At 31.0% G+C, this 21,431-nt stretch carries 19 protein-coding genes and 3 pseudogenes; 5 read left to right on the forward strand and 17 right to left on the reverse strand.

Going from position 1 to position 21,431, the window contains the following annotated elements; all coding sequences use genetic code 11:
- Window positions 1-284: 284 nt before the first annotated feature.
- The 14 genes and pseudogenes from OW729_RS18265 to OW729_RS18325 all read right to left on the reverse strand — a co-directional run bounded on the left by OW729_RS18265 (window position 285) and on the right by OW729_RS18325 (window position 12,350).
- Window positions 285-800 (reverse strand): GNAT family N-acetyltransferase, encoded by a 516-nt coding sequence (locus OW729_RS18265; RefSeq protein ID WP_268062982.1) that lies wholly within the window; start codon window positions 798-800, stop codon window positions 285-287.
- Window positions 801-1,060: 260 nt separating this feature from the next.
- Window positions 1,061-1,225 carry a hypothetical protein gene (locus tag OW729_RS18270; RefSeq protein ID WP_268062983.1) on the reverse strand — a complete coding sequence of 55 codons (165 nt, stop codon included), beginning with the start codon at window positions 1,223-1,225 and terminating at the stop codon, window positions 1,061-1,063.
- A gap of 153 nt (window positions 1,226-1,378) precedes the next feature.
- Window positions 1,379-1,879 carry an SWIM zinc finger family protein gene (locus OW729_RS18275; protein WP_268062984.1) on the reverse strand — a complete coding sequence of 167 codons (501 nt, stop codon included), beginning with the start codon at window positions 1,877-1,879 and terminating at the stop codon, window positions 1,379-1,381.
- A 60-nt stretch (window positions 1,880-1,939) separates the two neighbouring features.
- Window positions 1,940-2,095, reverse strand: coding sequence for a hypothetical protein (locus tag OW729_RS18280; protein ID WP_268062985.1), 156 nt, complete (start codon window positions 2,093-2,095; stop codon window positions 1,940-1,942).
- Window positions 2,096-4,762 carry a DEAD/DEAH box helicase gene (locus tag OW729_RS18285; protein WP_268062986.1) on the reverse strand — a complete coding sequence of 889 codons (2,667 nt, stop codon included), beginning with the start codon at window positions 4,760-4,762 and terminating at the stop codon, window positions 2,096-2,098. It lies immediately after the preceding gene.
- A gap of 140 nt (window positions 4,763-4,902) precedes the next feature.
- Window positions 4,903-5,436: a DUF3885 domain-containing protein gene (locus OW729_RS18290; RefSeq protein WP_268062987.1), complete on the reverse strand. Its 534-nt coding sequence runs from the start codon at window positions 5,434-5,436 to the stop codon at window positions 4,903-4,905.
- Between the two features lie 56 nt (window positions 5,437-5,492).
- Entirely contained in the window at window positions 5,493-5,618 is a 126-nt protein-coding gene (locus tag OW729_RS19540) for a hypothetical protein (RefSeq protein ID WP_456064451.1), read from the reverse strand.
- A gap of 92 nt (window positions 5,619-5,710) precedes the next feature.
- Window positions 5,711-6,324, reverse strand: a pseudogene (locus OW729_RS18295) (DUF1848 family protein).
- A gap of 35 nt (window positions 6,325-6,359) precedes the next feature.
- Window positions 6,360-6,500 carry a hypothetical protein gene (locus tag OW729_RS18300; protein WP_268062988.1) on the reverse strand — a complete coding sequence of 47 codons (141 nt, stop codon included), beginning with the start codon at window positions 6,498-6,500 and terminating at the stop codon, window positions 6,360-6,362.
- 369 nt (window positions 6,501-6,869) lie between these two features.
- A pseudogene (locus OW729_RS18305) lies at window positions 6,870-7,343 on the reverse strand (hypothetical protein); the annotation flags it as partial.
- 364 nt (window positions 7,344-7,707) lie between these two features.
- Window positions 7,708-8,931, reverse strand: a complete 1,224-nt coding sequence (locus tag OW729_RS18310) for a nuclease domain-containing protein (protein WP_326498386.1) — start codon at window positions 8,929-8,931, stop codon at window positions 7,708-7,710.
- A complete protein-coding gene (locus OW729_RS18315) occupies window positions 8,919-9,626 on the reverse strand; it encodes a DUF2357 domain-containing protein (RefSeq protein ID WP_268062989.1) in 708 nt (235 codons plus the stop codon). The genes OW729_RS18310 and OW729_RS18315 overlap by 13 nt, the downstream gene beginning before the upstream one ends.
- Window positions 9,601-11,247 (reverse strand): McrB family protein, encoded by a 1,647-nt coding sequence (locus tag OW729_RS18320; protein ID WP_268062990.1) that lies wholly within the window; start codon window positions 11,245-11,247, stop codon window positions 9,601-9,603. The genes OW729_RS18315 and OW729_RS18320 overlap by 26 nt, the downstream gene beginning before the upstream one ends.
- A gap of 714 nt (window positions 11,248-11,961) precedes the next feature.
- Window positions 11,962-12,350 (reverse strand): annotated as a pseudogene (locus OW729_RS18325) (helix-turn-helix domain-containing protein).
- 163 nt (window positions 12,351-12,513) lie between these two features.
- On the opposite strand from OW729_RS18325, the gene OW729_RS18330 reads away from it, so the two are divergent.
- The 5 genes from OW729_RS18330 to OW729_RS18350 all read left to right on the forward strand — a co-directional run bounded on the left by OW729_RS18330 (window position 12,514) and on the right by OW729_RS18350 (window position 17,769).
- Window positions 12,514-12,693, forward strand: a complete 180-nt coding sequence (locus OW729_RS18330; RefSeq protein ID WP_268062991.1) for a MerR family transcriptional regulator — start codon at window positions 12,514-12,516, stop codon at window positions 12,691-12,693.
- Window positions 12,694-12,743: 50 nt separating this feature from the next.
- The gene (locus OW729_RS18335) at window positions 12,744-13,427 is read left to right on the forward strand and encodes a response regulator transcription factor (RefSeq protein WP_268062992.1); all 684 of its coding nucleotides are present in this window, start codon (window positions 12,744-12,746) and stop codon (window positions 13,425-13,427) included.
- Window positions 13,424-14,455 carry a sensor histidine kinase gene (locus OW729_RS18340; RefSeq protein ID WP_268062993.1) on the forward strand — a complete coding sequence of 344 codons (1,032 nt, stop codon included), beginning with the start codon at window positions 13,424-13,426 and terminating at the stop codon, window positions 14,453-14,455. Before OW729_RS18335 ends, OW729_RS18340 begins: the two co-directional genes overlap by 4 nt.
- 121 nt (window positions 14,456-14,576) lie before the next feature.
- Entirely contained in the window at window positions 14,577-15,263 is a 687-nt protein-coding gene (locus tag OW729_RS18345) for an ABC transporter ATP-binding protein (protein ID WP_268063000.1), read from the forward strand.
- A complete protein-coding gene (locus tag OW729_RS18350; protein WP_268062994.1) occupies window positions 15,256-17,769 on the forward strand; it encodes an ABC transporter permease in 2,514 nt (837 codons plus the stop codon). Before OW729_RS18345 ends, OW729_RS18350 begins: the two co-directional genes overlap by 8 nt.
- A gap of 77 nt (window positions 17,770-17,846) precedes the next feature.
- Here OW729_RS18350 and OW729_RS18355 read toward each other — a convergent pair whose 3' ends face one another.
- From OW729_RS18355 to OW729_RS18365, 3 genes are all read right to left on the reverse strand, one after another.
- Complete coding sequence (locus tag OW729_RS18355; protein WP_268062995.1) at window positions 17,847-18,146, reverse strand: hypothetical protein; 300 nt, start codon at window positions 18,144-18,146, stop codon at window positions 17,847-17,849.
- A gap of 496 nt (window positions 18,147-18,642) precedes the next feature.
- Window positions 18,643-19,995, reverse strand: a complete 1,353-nt coding sequence (rlmD, locus tag OW729_RS18360) for a 23S rRNA (uracil(1939)-C(5))-methyltransferase RlmD (protein ID WP_268062996.1) — start codon at window positions 19,993-19,995, stop codon at window positions 18,643-18,645.
- A gap of 21 nt (window positions 19,996-20,016) precedes the next feature.
- Window positions 20,017-20,376 carry an RDD family protein gene (locus OW729_RS18365; RefSeq protein ID WP_268062997.1) on the reverse strand — a complete coding sequence of 120 codons (360 nt, stop codon included), beginning with the start codon at window positions 20,374-20,376 and terminating at the stop codon, window positions 20,017-20,019.
- Window positions 20,377-21,431 lie beyond the last annotated feature (1,055 nt).

The raw sequence follows: 21,431 nt of genomic DNA on the forward strand, positions 1-21,431 counted from the left end.
GTCTCTTTAATTAATTGTTTAATAAGTTCTTTTCTTGAAAAAGACATAATCTGTGCACCCTCCATTTTTATAAGAATATTATATCAATTCTTATGGAGTTTACACAGATTATTTTACACTCTCGAATAATCTAAAATATTGTGATTTAGAAATAAAGTGGACAAACTGACTTGTCCACTTTTATACATTATCAAATTTCTTTGCTATTAAGTAACACATTACTTCCTCTTCCTTTAATTATTTTTAAATGTATAATTAGCATTAAATGATACTTACTTTTAATATCACAAACTATTTAAATCAATAACATATCTTGTATCTATTAACTTTTTGCCCATAATTTCAAAGTTATATTCATCTTGATTACATTTGAAACCATTCTTTTCATAAAAAAGTTGAGCATCCTTATTCTCTTTTAGTACCCATAAATAACTATTATCGTACCCACTTTTTTTCATATCCATTAATGCAATATCAAGTAACTTCTGCCCATAACCTTTTCTAAAATATTTAGGATGAATATATATAGAAACAATTTCACCCCATTTAGATAACTTTTCATCTCTTGATTTACCATAAATAATACATCCTACTGTAATATTACCCTCACAAATTTGTTTTACATTGAATGTTTTATTATTTATCCAATTTTGAAAAGTTTCCACCCAAAAATCACTTTTTAATTCGTCTAAATACTTTTTAGGAATAATACCTTTATATGCTACTTTCCAGCTTAAAGCATAGATATTACTAATACTTTCTATATCTTTTACTGTTGCATCTTTTATTTGTGTCCTCATTAACCAATCCCTCCATTTTAAATTCACAGCAAATTATAATTTTCTCATAATCTAAGACATTTCATTAACTACTCTCTTTAAAAAGATTATTAATATTATATCCTCTCATATATCTCCAGCATTATACATACAATAGTACTGCTACACGTGTACTTACTAAATATCTTTAGTTACGTTCCCTTATATTTTTATACTATCCTCTATTTTGCATAAAAAACTAGCTAATAAAAGCTAGTTTAGAACTGACATTATAAAAATATCTATTTTTCATTTATCACTTTGTGCTGTTCTCTTTGTAGTACTATATCTGCTAATTTAATATAAAAATCTTGTTCTTCTCTTGTTTTTGATTTTTTAAATAGTTCTTTTAAATCCCAATATGAATACTCTAAAAATTGTTTGTATAAACTCTTTTGTTTGCACATTGCATTTCCTCAATATTTCTTAATATTTCTTAATCTTTTTTAAAAATATTGCTCTAGCTCTTCTATTGAATTTAGTTCAAATATGTCTGTTACAATCAACTCTATTGTTTCCTTTGGGAGTAATTTTATTTTTTCTACAATTGCTAGTTTGTTTTATACACCAAACAAATCAAATACATCTCCATCTTCAATGATACGTTCACTTTTCTTATCTGCATTTTTAAGCATACTTTGCATTTTTTCTTCCATTGATTTTTTGAGTAATTCTTGAAAATCAATTTCTCTAAGCTTAAAGAATAAAATTGGCTCTTCATCTAATCGTGCACCGATTCCATATAACGTAGCTGCTATATGTTTACACATTCTTGCAGAGTCCGGACAACTACACTTAAAATGAATTTCTTTTGGACTAGGAAATAATCCATTTCTTGAATCACTAAAGAATTCATCGAAATCTCTCGGAAATTTTCCAGAAAGCAGGTCTTCCATAGTATCAATTCTATGCCTACAAATTTCCGTCACATTTTTCCATTTAGTTTTATTCAGTTTATTAATTGTAATTTCAACCAAATATGGCTTTGAGCTACTACCTTGAACTAGTGCTTCTACCTTTCCTTCTTTAATTTTCAAATCTAATACTGCACCGTTTTTCACGTATGATCTGCCTCGGCCTATTCTATTGCTATAATCGGCATAGCTTTCTAAATTTTTATTTCAAGCTTTGCCCCACCATTTACTTGCAATACTTTTCCCTTCAATAATAATTGGTGAAATATCAGGATTTGTTTTTTTAAGCTTTTCTAGACTTTTTTTAGCTTTCTCTCTTTTTTCTGAAACTGGAACATACTCATAATAACCATAATAACCCATTTACTTTTCACCACCTAGCCTAAATAATTCCATAAGCGACCTATTATCAAGTTCTGTAATCCAATTTTCTCCTGACGAACCTATTATATCACCCGCTAATTTTTGTTTTTCTTCTATCATAGAATCTATTTTTTCTTCAATTGTTCCTGTTGTAATAAATTTATGTACCATTACATTTTTAGTCTGACCTATACGAAATGCTCTGTCTGTTGCCTGATTCTCAACTGCAGGATTCCACCATCTATCAAAGTGAATCACATGATTAGCTGCTGTAAGGTTTAATCCAACACCACCTGCTTTAAGTGAAAGTACCATAAAAGGAATGTATCCTTCTCCATTAAAACTCTCAACCATTTCACCTCGATTTTTAACAGAAGTTCCCCCATGAAGAACTAATCCCTTCTTGTTAAATATTTTCTCCAAAAAGTCTGCTATAGGTTCTGTCATTTCTTTAAACTGAGTAAACACAAGTACTCTTTCTCTTTTTTCATATATATTTTCACAAATGTCTCTAAGTTGCTCAAATTTTCCGCTATAATTAGCTTTATATTCACCAATCCCAAGATACTGATCTGGATGATTACATATTTGTTTAAACTTAATTATACTTCCAAGAACAAGACCTTTTCTTTCTATTCCAGCTGAAGTTTGTAATTTTGATTCAAGCTCTTTTACCAGTTTATTATATAAAACAATTTGTTTTTTACTTAAGGACGCATACTCTTTAATTTCAACTTTCTCTGGTAGATCAGCTATAACTTTTTTATCTGTCTTTAACCTTCTTAAGATAAATGGGTTTACAATATTTCTAAGCTTAGCATAATTAGTATTGTTTGTTGCTATTCCCTTTGTAAAATTTGAAAATTCTTTAGCATTTCCAAGCAAACCTGGATCTAAAAAATCAAATAATGACCAAAGATCTGAAAGCCTGTTTTCAATAGGTGTACCTGTCATTGCTATCCTTGTTTGAGCGTTTATTTGTTTAATGGTTTTAGTTTGCTTTGTACCTGGATTCTTAATTGCTTGTGCTTCATCAAGGATTAATACATCCCAAGACTCATTTTTTAACTCCTCTAAACGTGTTGCCATACCATAGGTCGTAATGTATAAAAACGCATTTTCAAATTTTAAGCTTGTAGCCGCTTCTTTTCCATGAAGTACAACTACCGACATTTCAGGAGCAAATTTCTCTATTTCCTTTTTCCAATTTCCTATTAAAGATGCAGGAATTATTAGAAGTACTTTCCCTCCTTTTTCAGCTCTGATTTTTTCGAGAAAGGCAATAATCTGCACAGTTTTACCAAGTCCCATATCATCTGCAAGACAAGCCCCGAAGCCAAGCTTCTGCATATAAGAAAGCCATGAAAAACCTGTCTGCTGGTATGGTCTTAAAATAGCATTAAAACTTTCAGAAGGTTTTATTTCTTTTATAATTTCCGGATTAACCATAGTTTCTCTTATTTTTTTAAGCCATGCTCCATTTGATACTTCTAGGTCGATATATTCTTCATTAATTCCAAGACTCTCCCCAGCATTTAATTCCATTCGCATTGCCTCTGCTATAGTTAAACCTTCTTCTTTCGCTAAACTACTCGCTTTTTCATAGGCTTCTAAAACCTGTGACAGCTTGTTCTTATCAATCTCTATCCATTTCCCCTTAATCAAAGTTAAACCTTCTGATTCTAAAAGCAACTTTTTTAATTCTTCTTTAGAAATCTTTTCTTCTCCAAAGAATATTTCGGGTTGAAAAGCTAATAATGCATCCATTCCAACCTTTGAAGGCTCTTTATCTCCAATAGAAACTGAAAGTCTTAAAGAATTGCTTTTCTTCTTCCACCAGTTTGGAATTCTACACATTATTCCTGATTTCTCATAAATAGGAATTTCCTTCAAAATTGTATACGCTTCTTTTTTAGTAAACTTTAACGGCGAAAATAGTTCGCCATTTTCCATAAGCTCTGATATAAAATCACTTTTATCAGCTGCCTTGCTTATGGTTGACATTAACTGAAGAAGTTTTGTCTTATCATCTTTATATTCTAAAAGAGCGTTTTTTAGTGGCATATGTTTTGCCTTATGTAAACCTACATCTTTATTTTCTGTTGAATATGTAGCCAAAAATGCAAAGGGATAGTTTTCATCCTTATTTTCCACCAGATGAAAAAACACTCTTCCAACTACATTGATATTAGTATTTCTCTCCATTAAGAAGTCCTTAACAGTGCCTTTATAAGCTGATATCTCTTTTCTATATACATCAGCGATTTTTTCAAAGGTAAAAGATATCCATTCCCTATTTATAAATTCTATCCCTATTGAAAAAGGTATTCTGCTTTTAATCTCATCAAACTCATCATAATCTAAAGATAATTCTGCTTCTTCTCTAGTAAACTCTATATCGGATTGCCTTGAAATTTTCATTATTAATTTATTAGCTAAAAAGTTTAAAAAAACAATTGATTGCGACATCCAATTATCTTGATTTGAAAATCCAAGTTCCCATAATGCATTATATTTATCTTCTAAAAATCTTCCATACCATATTTCTTGATTTCTTTGGTTTTCTTCAGATAACTTTTTTTTAGAAACTATTTCATAATCTACTGTAAAACCTGTCTGCGTAAAAATAGCTATTAATTCCTTGGTTTCTTTATATTTCTGTTCCAAAATATCCTGATTTCTAAAAACTATAAGAAAGTATTTTCTTCCTGTTAACTAGTCATAAATCAGGTTTTTCACCTACCTTTTTTTATATTTTTATATATGATTTATTATGTTGTTAGCTCTACAAATTAGAATTTATCAAATTATTTTATCTTATTTATAAATTTTTTATCATTAGAATACACATCAACACCTCTATCATCATAAAGAAAAAATACATTTTTTGTTTGATTATCAATAATATATATTGCACAATCTAACTGTGTATCTTCTCCTATGTCTGAAAGAATAATTTTCTTAAAAAGTTCATTTATATTTATTTTATTCGTTTGCCAAATATATCGTATTCCTTTATAAGTTTCTTCATCATCCCTCCATTTAAATGGATACTTTATGCAATTTAATAATTGTAAAGTATTTTCCACAAACTCTTTTTCATTTTTCTCATGACAACCAAATTTATCTTCATATAAGACAATCAACTCCTTGGAAAATTTGCATTTTTCCCAAATTTTACATGCATTTTCGATACACAAATCTACATATTCTTCCCTATATTTTAAATCTTCACTTTCTACGTCATAATAAGGTGATTGGTTTGGTGCAAGTTCAAATGAAATACAATCTTTAGTTGCATAACAATATTCATTAAATAAATTATTAATATATAAATTCATCTTTTCTCCTTATCTTAATTAATTTACTCTGCATTGCATCTTAACTTATAGAAATACTATACAATATCCTCATCATTTGATATTGTGTTTTTCATATTCGTAAATGTTCTTTTTTCTACTCTTCTATCAAAAATAACTAAAATCTTAATTAGTACATTATCAGATCTTAAGTATTCTTCTATAAGAAACCCTCTAAATGTTTTTTAGTTTTAATCTACATTTTAATACACTTCCCCTTTAAAAAATCTTGTATTCTATAACATCATAATATTTTCTATAAAAAAGAAATTTGACCTTCCCTATATGATTTCATCTTCCTATCTGTAATCTTTTCATCTCCATTTAAGTCACCAAATAATAATGGTGATTTTTTATTATGTTTTAATAAACTTTTTTCAACAATTTCTTTATTAAAATTAGCATAACAATACAAACAATTATGATTACATGTATTATATGTTCCTATATCAATACTTTTTACACATCCACATACTTCTCTTTGCGTTGGGTCTTTATCTATAGATAACTTTTCACCAATAATATCAGAAATTAACTTATCATCTATACACTTTCCATGATTAATATTAAACCTAGATAATTCTATTTCTTCTGTGGAACATTTTTTTCTAAAGTTTTATCATATGAATTTAAAGTAAATTGAAAATAATAATTATATTCCTTAATTTCATCTAACCTTCTTATCATTTTTTTTGGATTTTTAGTCCAAAATACTATACAATCTATAACTTGTGGACTTAAATTTATTTTACTAATTTGCTTTGTATTAAATGGATTTTTTACTAACACAAAACCTTCTTTTATTCTATTAAAAAAACACTCACTATAAAAAGCTGGTATATCCGTACGTCTACTGACACTTAAAATCATATATACCTCTCTTTCAAAACTATATAACAAAAGGATTACAATATCATCATCTGTAAAATATTCACTTTTAGATTTATTAGCTTTTCAAAAGTATCTTTTACACATTTAGGCTCATTATCTCTAAGTTGATTATCAACAGTTTCTACTATATGTTCTTTTAATCTATTATTTACCATTCCCTATTTCTCCTTTACTATTTTATTCAACTTAAATTATTATATCATTTACCTTTAATTCACAAAATAACGTTATTCTTTTTTTACCCATAACAAAAACACCTACCATTTATTAATAAATGTTCTTTATCATAAATAAAACTTTATTTTTTATATAGCTTTTATTAATGATAAAATAAATCTGTAATAAAGCAACCTATAACTTCATCTAAAACTCCAAGACCATTGGTTTCAAAGTTGCCTTTTGTGGCTTTCTTGTCATAGATGCATATCAATCTATCACCTCCTGTCATTTTAATTTGGGTATGAAAAAAGCAAAGTTACACATTTAATATAACCTTGCTAATTTAATCATATATATATATTTACTTATTCTATTGTATCTCTTATTAATTGAATTTTTTCAATATCTAAATCTGTTAATTCTTTTATCGTTTCATTATCTAAACCTTTTTTTATTGCTTTTTTAACTACATCTAAAGTTTTTTTCTTTATTCCTTTTTCCATTCCTTCTTGTAGTAAACTTTTACCAAGTTCAGTCATTCTCAATTCCTCCTTTACTTTTTCCAGATCTTTTCCACTTAAAAATTTATTTGCAAAAGCATATAGTATTGATTCCACGTCATACTTATAATCTTCATTTACATCCTTTACTATATCTATAACATTAAGTATTTTATCTACTTTACTTATATTTCCACCCATAATAGGGGTAAATGTTAAAGATATTATATCTTATTTTGTAATTTCTTTTCCAGATTTTATTTTTTCTACAATATCATTATATATTTTATCTCCATCTTTACTCGCCATAGATATTGTATTAATTTTATCTTCATTAAGAAAAATTTTATCTTCAAATATAATTTCTATGTTTTTTCTTAAAAACTCTTCAATATATTCTTCTCTTAAATTTAAAGTTTATATTTCTATTTCAATATCTTCAATTTTTACAGAATCTTTTACTTCTACTGGAATTAACATGCAATCTATCTATCTAATTGTTTTTAGTTTTGTTAAGTTATATGAAGATTTATTCATCTCAATCTATTGAAATATAATACATTTACCACAATTACTCTAACTATATTAACTATCGTTATAGCAGCAAGAAGTACAATCACAGCTTTTTGTATATATACTCCTTCAAACAAAAGCCACTAAGTATAAAAACACCTCAAGAACTCTAATTATTTAATTTACTTATCTATAACTTAGGATACTGTTCATCAATAACTACTCCATTAATCCTTAACTTTCCATTTTCTAAAATTTCAATTCTATTTTTTTCTATTTCGTAATAATTTGAATGCCTTATAATTTTAACATTATTATTTATAGAATAATTTCTCATCCATTTATATATATCAATTTCTCTGGCATTCTTAAAGTGCAATTCATGAACATTATGGGCATTTTTAAGAAGATATAAAGTAGTATATGCAATCAGCCTTATTCCATATTCAACAGGTTCTATGCATCTATTTAATTGTATTACATCTTCCAATTCAAATCTTAAATATTCTTCATCATTATTTTTAGGTACCTCTAAACACTCGCTTCTTTTATATCTTTTAACTTCTTTTATCTTCCCATAATATCTTATTCCACCAATATTACTTTTGCCTTTAGGTTCGTAAAAAGCTACATACTCTACTCCTAATTCAATATTTTTTAAAAATTTTCTAGGTATGTGAAAAAATTTATTATATTTGTAAATTTGCATATGCTTATCGTCCTTTATATTTACAACCATAACATTTTTTAATTTAAACTTAGCATAATCATCATATTCATCATATACTAATATTCTTTCTTTAGCTTCTATATCTGATTCAGTAATTATCTTTTGAATATGTTTTTTCATAAGATTATAACATCCTGGTAACATAGGAAAAGCTCCTATATTAACTTTTTCTATACTTTTATAAAACTTATGATTCATAAACTGCTTTTCATCACTATATGGAAACATCACATATGCTCCAAATGTATCATACTTAAAATGATACTTATTACTTAATTCAGATACTATAGAATCTCTATATCTATGCATAACATTTATGTCCTCTTCGTTAGGACCTACAATTCCTTTGTTAACAGATACTCTATACTTTGCATCAAATATATAAACCCTTTCATCCGTACTTTTAGTTTTTAAACAAAGTACTGCATCTGGCCTTTGACTAGTTGTAGGAAGATTTTTATATGTTTTATTGTACCAAAGTTCTATAGTTCGTCCCTCTTTGTTTTTGTAAATCATAACAGCTTCTCTATTCTGAAGCAATGATAAAGAAAGTCCATTATCATTTAAACTTAATATACCGTAATTAATAGCATCATATCCTAGTTCTTTTATTATATTGTGAAGTTTAATGTAACACCATATTTCATATAAATTCCAAATCTTTTTAGGAGTTATTCTATATATATATTCCTAATTCTTTCACATGTATACAATCTATGCTTAGTAGTTTTAGCTATCTTATTTAATGCCTTTAAAAAATTTTCATATATAGTGTTTAATATATAAAAAAATTCTGCATTAGTTTGATGGTCAACATCTTTTAGCTTAGACATATGATATGTACTTCCCAAAAATTTAAAAATTAATGATGCTACTTCTTCATTTATTTCATTCATAATTTTGTAGTAATCATCTATATAATCCATCTTAGAAGGAAATATTTCTATGGTAAAATCTATATCTTCTTTACCATCAACTAATATTTTAAAATTAGAATATCCTATTTCACCTTTAAAACTAAAGCTTCCTGTCAAGCAATTTCCCAACTTTTTTATATTGTTTCTTATTTCATCACTTATATGATATACTTTTATATTATTTTTACACTTTGTTTCTATTAACATCTCATAGTTAACATCTTCAAAAAAACAAGGATACATAAAATTAGATGAGTTATTTACAAGTTCACCATATGAGGATATAGTTTTTATGCTTATATCTTGTTTATCATAATTTACATTAAAAAATGCTGGTTTATTGATATTTACACCTATGTTCTCTGATTTAAAATTTTTCATCTTTCCATTTATATATAATGTATATCTAGCTGTTTCTATTAATATTAAATTTTTACTATATCCAATATGAAGTGAATCCATCCTCAAGCTCCCTTAACATATCTAGAATTTTTTTTGCACTATTTATATATCTAGCCTTATCTACATAGCTCATAGCCTCATCTATATATCCCATTGTATCTGATATTTGACCATTAGGACTACATATATTAAACAACTCTATAAGTATAGTTTTTATTTTATATTCACTTCCTGATATAGTTGGTAGTACCTTCTGCATTATTTGGTAATCCATAGCCCTATCTTCTTCTAATAGGTTTGTTATTTTATTCTCTAACATATAAAATATAATTTCATCTCTTACACGGTATCCAAATTGTTTATTAGCTTTAGTCAATATGTTATTTATATTTTTAATAACTTCATTTATCTTTATAACATAATCTTTATCGTAAGTTAAAGCATCCTTAATGTTTAAAAACCTAGACTTGATTAAGTCATTATGTACAACTCTATGCTCTAAATTATCTTCATCAAATTCAAATATCTCTAATTCTACATGAGATAATTCTATTGTATTTGCCCTATCTAAAACTTTTCTACTAAATGCATATGTAGTATCATCCATATTAACTGTACCTATCAAATATAAGTTTTCTGGTATTATAATATGTTTATATTTATTATCATTCAGATAATTTTTGCTGAAAAATTTGTCTGTTATTATGCCTTGATTTGAGAATTTTCTTGATTCTATTATGCTTAAGTAGTCACTTAAATAATACTCAACTCTAGCTAAGTTCATTTCATCTAAGCATACGAAATACGGTCTATCTAAATTTTCACTAGCTGTTTCTATAACTTCTATTAATTTTCCTGGTATAAAGTCTCCAGTTATATTTTTATACCCTATAAGCTCAGTATTATCATTCCAATCGGGTCTTACTGGTATAATACTTAACTTTTCATTTTCCATATTCGCTCCTAAAGCATCTGCAAATAGTCTTACTAATCTAGATTTACCTGTTCCACTTATACCAGCTAATATTACAAATGGTTTTACTTTAAGTGACAAATAAAAATTACACAAATCTTCATATGAATATATATATCCTTTTGAATTTATATACTTATGTACAAATTTCATAAATCTAACTATATCAGTTATTTTTTCTATTGATTCATCTTTTTCTACTATAGCTTCTGTATTTATATGAAGTAAGTCTTCTTTCATTAACTCATCATTTTTAAGTGAAACATATAACGGATTAGTTTGATTTCCTACAGCTACCTCTCCATCGCTGGTTCCATACCTAACCATCTGACTTAATATAGACTTATCTTCTTTATCTATACTATTAATGACAACTCCTCCAACACATGTATTTAATCTGTCTCTATAGTATAATGGTACATAATCTTTCATATCTATTATATCTTCTGCTGTTAAAAAGACTTCTATTCTACCTTTTGCTTTTATTTGCCCTCCTGTACACATATATGCATATGTGTCTATTCCACACTTGATTTGTTCATTTATTTTTTCAATTTTCTTTTTGCTAATACCTGGACTATTTTCACTAGGCTTTATAATTCCCCATACAACCTTACCTTTTTTCTCAATCATATCTCTATGTTGTTTTATAGTATCTACATTAAGCATATCATCATTATATTTTAATATTAAATTCATAATTCCCATAAAATCTTCCTTCCTATTTAATAATAGAATTCAATATATACAGTTATTTTCTTTTTAATCAGAGCAAATTACATTAAAAATTTACTTACTCTACCTAAAATTCCTTAAAAACTTAAATTAAACTTATTCTTATAAATAGTTGATATCATCACACATTATAACACATTTTATATATTCTTAGGTAATATATGCCTTTGTCAAATATTCGAAAACCATTAAATGCATTATCTGCACCAAATTGCTCTAAGCTACTATATTTCCTTGTGTTCTGCTTCTTAGTTCTGTATCTACAAACATGTCCCCCTAACACTTTCAAACCAGAAAAGCCTACAAATATAGTCTTTCCTATACCTGTAGGCCTCTTTTGGGACTTTTTCATCCTAAATGTGCATAATTAAATTCTTTTAATATAGTTTTAATATAAATAAGGCTTTGTTTTAAAAGAGTGTAAACAACCTAGTGCAAACTTCCTTTAGTAGCCCTAATGCTATGTTTTAAATTGTACGAAATCAACAATCTCCTAAAACATGGCCATACATAAAGTGATTTAAATAAATCAAAAGAAAAATAAGTGAGTTTTACAAATACCTTATTATTAAATACTCTTTTTATACATTACTAAATCAACTAAATCTATTATAACTCCTGCTTTTCTTAGAAAGTCCATGCCTATCAATCCATTAACTCTTTCATTAGGATCTATTTCTTCAAAATCTAATTTAATACACCCCTTCTTATCCCCACATGTTTCACTAATTGTATTATCAATTCTTCATTTTTAGTATTATATACTAATTGCCCTGGTTTACAATTATCGGCCATGCTGTCAAGCAGTGCATCAAGCTGTCGCCGCCCGGTGTTCTTTCCAGCAGGTTTATCTAAAAGAAACCGGTCTACGGATATATTGTAACGTAGCATAAGTTCAAAGAAGCTTTGCAGACTGGGGTGCTGTCCTTTGTTTTGGATATTTGCAAGATAGCGAAGCGATATATATATATCGTCACTTACTTTCTTGAGACTCTCTTTACGTCTCGTCCGCGCTGCTTTAATTGCTGCCCCAAAAGCCTTGAAGTCGTATTTTGGTACTGTGGTTTTTTAGCCATAATTATTCACCCAATTACATTTTAATGTTCTCCTTTCTTCTTGGATATGTCTACACGGTTCTAACATATAGCCAATATAATTCACAATTGAAGACACTTGATATTATTCGGCTGTCCGACTATAATTATACTGATAAGATAAAAGAAAGGACGAGGGTGCAGTATGGAATATATGTCTTGCCCGGAAGCCGCGAAAAAATGGGGCATTTCGGAACGGCGGGTGCAAATACTATGCGGAGAAAACCGCATACCCGGTGTTTCAAAAATCGGATATATGTGGCTGATACCAAAGGACGCTGAAAAGCCTGTTGACAGACGCAGAAAAGAAAACAAACAGCCATGAGATTTCTGTGATATTTGGCTGATACACTGAAAAGGAAAGGAAGTGATGATATGCGTATATTGGTAGTTGAGGATGACCGCCTTTTGAATAATACCCTTTGCTATAACCTATCCTCTGTCGGGTATGAAATCGACGCCGCAATGACGAAGGCGGCAGCGTCACGTTTTTTTGAGAAACAGGACTACGATTTGATTGTTTTGGATATTAACCTACCCGATGGAAACGGATTTGATTTTTGCAGGGAAATTAAAGAACGCCGCCCGGACACAGCAGTTATTTTTCTGACGGCAAACGATATGGAAAGCGATATGCTCCGTGGCTTTGAGCTTGGAGCAGATGATTATGTAACTAAGCCATTTCCTATCAGCGTGTTCCGCAAAAAAGTTTCTGCCATGCTCTCCCGTATTCAAAAACAAAATGGCGGCGATTATTTTGACGACGGAAATCTGTTTGTCAATTTTTCGGAAATGACCGCTGCACTTGCAGGGCAAGTAATATCTTTTACCCCGCTCGAATATCGCCTACTGAAAGTGTTGGTGAAAAATCCTCAAATTGTTTTGACCCGTGGGGTTTTGCTGGAAAAACTGTGGGATTGTGATGAAAACTTTGTAGACGAACACGCACTGACATCTGCCATCAGCCGTGTCCGAAACAAAATCGAGAAAAACAAAATGCAATATATCAAAACAGTCTATGGCATGGGATATATGTGGATTGGAGGTGGCAGCAAATGAGGACGGAAAAAATCTCAATCAACAAAGTCTGTCTTGCAATTGCTACATTGCTCGTCTTGGTGTGTATAACATTTATCATTGTGCTGTACAGACTGGCACAAAACACATGGGTCATTGCATGCGGTCTGCTGTTCGCAATACTAACCTTGTTATGCGTCGTGCTTTTTATTGCTTTGGTGCGCCGCAAGTTAACCTTGTTTTCCGATGCTCTTTGCCGTACATTGGACGATATGCTCACCGAAGAAATTGAACCGCCGCAGATTACTGAAAGTGAAAATCTATTTTATAAAATCAATCATCGGCTGGCACGTCTCTATGAAGTCATGCGGGAAAATAGACGCAGTATTGCAAAGGAGCAAGCCAGTCTGCAAGAACTGATTTCAGATATTTCCCATCAAGTGAAAACACCTATCGCAAATCTTAAAATGGTAAATGCAACGCTATTAGAACAGGAGGTCTCGCCGGAAAAACAGCTTGAGTTTTTGCAGGGAACAGGCATTCAGCTCGACAAGTTGGATTTTCTCATGCAGACAATGATTAAGACTTCTCGACTGGAAACTGGAGTTATTTCTTTGGAGAAGAAAAGCCAGTTAGTTTATGATACCCTTGCGGCTGCATTAGGCGGTATCTTACTCGGTGCAGAAAAGAAAGATATTCATGTCAGTGTATCGTGCCCAGAAGAATTGAAAGTTTCCCATGATAGGAAGTGGACAAGCGAGGCTTTATTTAATATTTTGGACAATGCGGTGAAGTATACACCTGAGCACGGCAGTATTCATGTAGCAGTGGATAATTGGGAAATGTATGTCAAAATTGACATAGCGGATACAGGCAGAGGAATTGCAGAACAAAATCAAGGCTCTATCTTCAAGCGATTTTACAGGGAAGATACTGTTCACGATGCCCCCGGTGTCGGCATTGGCTTGTATTTAGCCCGCAAGATTATCACCATGCAGGGTGGTTACATCAAAGTGGTTTCCGAGATAGGCGAGGGCTCACGATTTTCTGTTTTTCTTCCCCACGAATAACAACCAGTTTGAAATATCATAGGATTGTGATATTTCAGTGGCTAAAATATATTTAACGGTGACATTTCTGCGAGGATTGTCCTTTATGATAAAGCCATCAAAAGAAAGGATGGTATTCTCTATGAGCATTTTACAAGCAACCAATCTCAAAAAATACTATGGCACAGAGCCGAATATCACAAAAGCGTTGGACGGTGTAACCCTCTCCATCGAACAGGGAGAGTTTGTCGCTATCGTCGGTACTTCCGGTAGCGGAAAATCCACCTTGCTCAATATGATGGGCGGTCTTGATGTGCCCACTTCCGGCAGCATTAAAGTGAAAGGGAAAGAACTTTCCAAATTCACAGACGAACAGCTGACTCTTTTTCGTCGGCGCAATATAGGTTTTGTATTTCAAAACTATAATCTTGTTCCTCTACTTAATGTCTATGAAAACATTGTGCTGCCTGTAGAGTTGGACGGTGATACTGTAGACAAAAAGTTTATGGGCGAGGTTATTCAGATGTTGGCTCTTAAAGAAAAGTTGCAAAATATGCCGAATAACCTTTCCGGCGGTCAACAGCAACGTGTAGCGATTGCTCGTGCACTTGTATCGAAGCCTGCCATTGTTCTTGCCGACGAGCCCACAGGAAACCTTGATAGCCGCACAAGCAGCGATGTATTAGGGCTGTTAAAAGCCACCAGTCAAAAATTTAATCAGACCATAGTTATGATTACCCATAATAATGAAATCGCACAAACTGCCGACCGTATCATCCGAATCGAGGATGGGAGGATTTGCACCCAAGGGGGTGTATATCATGAATGATATTTTATTCGGCAATAATAACCACAAGGTACTAAATCGGTTGGTAAAACGCTCCTTGAAATCGCAAAAGAATTACATTTCTATTTTGGCAATTACACTTGCCACGTTGTTGTTCACCAGTTTGTTTACGATTGCCATTAGTTTGCAATCTTCCATGCAGGACAGCAATATGCGGACAATCGGTACATCGGCACACATAGGTATCAAACATATTACTCTTGATGAATATGAAACTGTGAGTGCTGATAGTGCAATTTCAGAAGCTGGACATTCGATTATTTTTGGCTATGCCGTTGGAGATTGCTTTAACAAAACACCCACAGAAGTACGGTGGGCAGATGAAAACTATGCTGACTGGACATTTAATTATCCAGACGAAGGCAAATTACCCAAAGCCGACAAAGAAATTGCTACAAGTAGAATTGTGTTAGAAGCTATGGGTATTCCAGCTGAAATCGGGACACCCATCGAATTAACTTTTGCAACTGATACCAAAACCATTACTGACACATTTACATTGTGCGGTATTTGGAATGGGGATTCGGTTGCATATCGACAAACAATCTTACTCTCTAAACCATATGCTGTGAAAAATGTTCCGGCAGTTCATGGAACATCAGATAGCACAGTAACCGTATCCACAGGCTATATTGACGGTGTTTTTATGTTGCCCTCTGCATGGAATATTGAAGAACAAGCAGGAAAACTTGCAGAAACACATGGTTTCACTGACAGGATTAATGTTAACACAGCATATAGTACGGCTGAAATTAGTGTGTCGAATATACTTGCTGTGCTGGCGGGAATTGTCGTGATTTTCTTCGCTGGCTACCTGCTGATTTACAATGTGTTTTACATTTCCATTGCACAAGATATTCGTTTTTATGGTATGCTTAAAACTTTAGGTACAACGGCAAGACAAATACGCAAAATCGTGTATCAAAAAGCGTTGCGCTTATCTTTGATTGGTATTCCAATCGGTTTAGCATTGGGATGGCCTGTCGGTCGTATATTGCTTCCGTCAATTATAGGAATGCTGGCGGAAGATATGCAAGTTATAACAACCATAAATCCGTTCATTTTTATTGTTGCGATATTTTTTTCCTTGATAACCGTGTTTATTAGCTGCCATACACCGGCAAAGATAGCAGCTAAAGTTTCTCCAATGGAAGCATTACGATATGTAGAGCAGTCTGCGGGGAAGAAGAAGCAAAAGCGTAGCAGACACATCAGTACGATGATGTTAGCAAAAGAGAATCTTAGCAGAAACAAAAAGAAAGTAGTAATTGTAACTCTTTCATTTGCATTGAGTATTGTCTTACTTAACAGCGTGTTTACTTATGTCAATTCTTTTGATTTTGATAAATTTGTATCTGATTTTAGTCTTACTGATTTTACGGTTTCCGATGCAAGTATCATCAATAGTAACAGTCCATTCAACACTGCAAATGTCAGTCAAGATTTTACCAATCAAGCCAACACATTAGAGGGATTGCAGAATATCGGAAACATTTATTTGCAGGCTTCTAATCAACCGTTAAATGAGGAAACATTAGAGCGATTACATGATTTATCTGAACAATCCGAGGCTGTTGCAGCAGAGTATGGAAATTATACCGTTCGCAAGGAGCATGGCGTAAATATTTACGGTTTTGATAATTGGCCCGCAGAATACCTACAAATACTTGAAGGAAATCTGGACAATGAGAGATGGCAATCGGGCAGTGGCATTTATGTTACCCCCATGAGAATGGTAGGCGATGGCTCACTATCGCTATATCATCCGGGTGAGCAAGTGACAATCGCTTGCAAAGATGGAAGTAATAGAACCTATGAGGTTTTAGCGGTTGTTACTGTGCCAAGAGCTTTATCAACCCCTTTGAGTATTGATATGGGAGTTGAATATGTGCTACCCAAACAAGAATTTTTAGAGATTTCCGGCTCTACGGAACATCTTCCCATGAAAACCATTTTGAATGTTGATGAAGAACATATTATCACCACAGAGAACTGGCTAAAGAACTACACGACAAACACAGACAGGGGTTTGGATTATTATTCCAAGGTAACCTTACGGCAAACATTTCAAGGCATGATAGATATGTACCAGCTTGTAGGCGGCGCACTGTGTGCGATTTTAGCCTTAATTGGGATTTTGAACTTTGTCAATTCAATGGCTACTTCTATTCTATCACGGCATAAAGAAATTGCGATGCTCCAATCGGTAGGTATGACTGGACAACAAGTGAAAAAAATGTTAATTTTTGAGGGGATCAGTTATTCACTTTTGGGATTGTTGTGTTCTTTGGCTTTGTCCACACTCGCCAGTGTAACGATAGTGCGAATGATGGGAAATGAATTAAGTTACTTCACATGGCATTTTACATTGTTGCCTGTTATGCTGTGTATACTTCCTCTAATCACTCTTACAGCCTGTATTCCCTTGCTGTGTTACAAACAAATGACAAAGGAAACAGTCGTTGAACGGTTAAGGAAAATAGAATAATAAAATTCAAAAGAGCCGTCCGATTCTGGGCGGCTCTTTTGAATTATCACGACTTTGTGAGATTTCAACGTGTTATTTTATCGAAATGTGTATTGACCGTGTATTAATGTCAACATTTTTTTGTACAATTGACATATCCTTGAATTAGCTTCATTTGTTATAGTACTCATCTTTTTGTGCAACTCTTCTAAATTTTCCACAATACCATTGTAATTCATTATTTCATCTATTATTCTCATTGGATTTTCCACCTTTGCTTTAGTATTAGGTCTTGCTCTAATACAAGGAACTATTTTAAATTCAAAATCATCAGCTAATTGTTTAAATTTATTATTAATTTTCCCTTGGGAACCTTCGGTTGTTGCTGTGTCCATCATTGTTGATGCATTATCTATTAATATTTCTTCTGGAACTCCTCCTTTTATTTTAGCATTAATACTTTTACTTGGGATTGTATAGATTTCAAGAAAAAACTATTTTTGAAACTCCTAAAACTAAAAGTTCAAATAGATCCATTCTAATAGGTGCTACCCTTACCAATATATTAAAACGCCACAAAAAATATTAAATTGAAAACAAATTAAAAACAGATAGTGTCAACAGATTTGAATCAATCATTTCATCAGTAAAATAAGTTTTCCGCCAAAGGCGTAGGCGAAGCCTCACATTCTATCCTATCAAAGCCCTTGATATATCTACCTTTAACCCTACTCCATTTCTCCCTTAAATCTATTTCTGGGCATAAAAAAAGAGCCGAGGTTTTGCTCTCAGCTCTGGTTTTTTGTTTGATTTTTTGTCTGTAGATAATTCCGCCCCTACGAGGATTCCGTCAATGTTTAGTGGGAATCGGCATGGTTTAGTGGGTGACTACAGTTATTTATGCAAAGAAACAATGCTTTCACAATGAGGGGTATGCGGGAACATGTCCTTAGCTTTAACCTTATCTATCTTATATCCTGCTTGTATTAAGACTTTAAGATCATTTACCAAAGTCTTTGGATTACAAGAAACATATATTATATCTTTAGCATTAAAATCAATTACATATTTCAAAGCATCTGGATGCACTCCTGGTCTTGGCGGGTCTAAAATTATTATATCTGGTTTATCCTTAACTTCTTTTATAACCTTAGCTACATCCCCTGCTATAAATGTGCAGTTAGTAAGATTGTTTAATGCAGCATTTTCATTAGCGGACTTTACTGCTTCCTCTATAAGTTCTATTCCAATAACTTTTTCTGCGTTGTGAGCTGCTATTTGTCCTATAGTTCCTGTACCACAGTAAAGGTCAAAAACCACCTTAGACTTAGCATCACCCATAAAATCTCTAACTATTGAGTATAGCTTTTCTGCACCCTTTGAATTTGTTTGAAAGAATGAAAATGGTGATATTTTAAACTTAAGTCCCATTAACTCTTCCATTATATAATCTTGGCCATATAGAATATCTATTCTATCTCCTTGAACCACATCAGACAAAGAATCGTTTATTATATGAAGGATTCCTTTAAGTTCTCCTTTGTAGCTTAAATTCTCAAGGAGTTCAGTAATTTCACTCATATCAAAATCAATTTGAGATGTAGTAACCAAACTTACAAGAACTTCTCCTGTATTTTTGCCTTTTCTAATAACTAAATTTCTAAGATATCCTTCATGGCTTCTAACTCTATAATAAGGAAGATCTTTATCCTTAAAATAATCAAGAACAGTTTTTAAAACTATTCTATAATCTTCATCTACTATTTGGCATTCAGATGCGTTTACAATACCAAAACTTTTTCCTTTTAAATGCATTCCAAGACAGAGTTCTCCTCCCTTTTCCATATCTCCAAAGGTAAACTCCATCTTGTTTCTATATTCCCATACTTCTGGACTTCCCTCTATGCCTAAGAATTCAAAATCAGTTATACCTGCATCTTTAAATAATTTAAGTACTTGTTCTTTTTTAAACTCTAGCTGCTTTTCATAAGATATAAATTGATGAGAACACCCCCCACACATTTCAAAAACAGGGCACTTAGCATCTATTTTATAATCTACCTCTTCTAATATTTCATTAATTTTTGCTTGAGCAACTCCGCCCTTATACTTATGTACAAAACCTTTAATCTTTTGTCCTGGAAGAGCATTTTTAACTAACACCTTTTTATCATCATGATAAGCAACTCCAAATCCAGGAAATTCTGTCTCCTCTATTAATAAGTCATATACTTTTCTCTTTCTCATATGTTCACTCCTAGTTTAAGCTTATTTACGTAATCTTATATTAACAGCTCTCTTTCCGATAGTGTTTCCTTTTTTATATTCCATAATACTTGTGTAAATTAATGATGTGATTACATAGAAAATAAGAAGCATTCCTGCTCTATCCGTTACATAATATCCTGCAATAGCTCTAAGTAAAACATCGAAAATAAATAAAGCCGCAATAGCCATTATTCCTGTAGAAACTACATCTATTAAATTTGATTTTATCGTATCAGCTAAAGTTATCTTATCATTATTACTACAAGCTTCATTTTGGAGCATCATATCTTCATCTTCTAAATTATAATCGTCTTTCATTACTTCATTTATGCTATCTTCTTCTTTATTTTGATCTAACATACCTTTACCTCCTAAAAATTTTATTCATAATATAAGGCCTGGTTTCAATTATCAAAACATAGGCCGATATAAAAATAATTATGCACCAGTATTTACAATATGTAAAGCCCATTTATACTATTAACTTGTATTTTTAAACAAATGTTCATTTTTTATAAAAGTTTAGATACTTAAATTATGATAAATTTAAAATTATTCTTGAAGTTCTAGTTCTATAAAATCAATAACTGGTTAAAGCATAGGCTCTTGTTATTATATTTTTTTAAAGAAAAGTTAATTTTTGTATTAATTCTTTGTTAAATTTTTATTTATTTAAAATTTATAAATAAATAATATAAAAAATCCTCCAGTAACTTTACTGGAGGTAATAATCTAATCCTTACCTAATCTTTACCTATTCATTTATGTAAGATTACGGTTAATAAGCAGGTCAACTGCCTGTATTGGGTCAACTGCCTGCTCATGTCGATAACTATATGTCAATTGCCCACACGGTCAACTGCCAAATAATTTAAAAATTTCCTAAATTTGTTTTACCCTGTTTACATATATAATATAACTCTTTTAAAAAAGCTTGTCAATGTTTTTTTAAAAAATTTTATAATTTTCTTTTATTCTATTATATACAATCTTAAAATCTGTAATATACCACACTATTTTGATTATATATATATTTAAATATACTGTTTCACTTATATAAAATCTTTTAATATAACACTTTTAATCGTATTCTGTCACATTATATTATAAAAAACAATACCTGTCAAATATTTAACAGACTCTTTATTTTACTTATCTCCTACTTAATATCCTTTCCACTAAAATTTCTCTTTAGTAATCTATATTCCTCCCCTTTAATCTTATTTACTATGTTTTTTATATTCAACTATTTAATTTATAGTTATGTTTTAGAAAAAACAAATACTTTATTAATTACCTAAGTTTTGTACAAACAAAACTTTATTAGTTTCCATATTATAGTTTCCAAAAAATAAATAGTGGATAATACCAAGCCTTGAAGTATAATTTTCTTGCTACAGAAAAATTAAGAAAGG

The sequence above is a fragment of the Clostridium brassicae genome, assembly GCF_026738875.1.
GTDB lineage: Bacteria > Bacillota > Clostridia > Clostridiales > Clostridiaceae > Clostridium_H > Clostridium_H brassicae.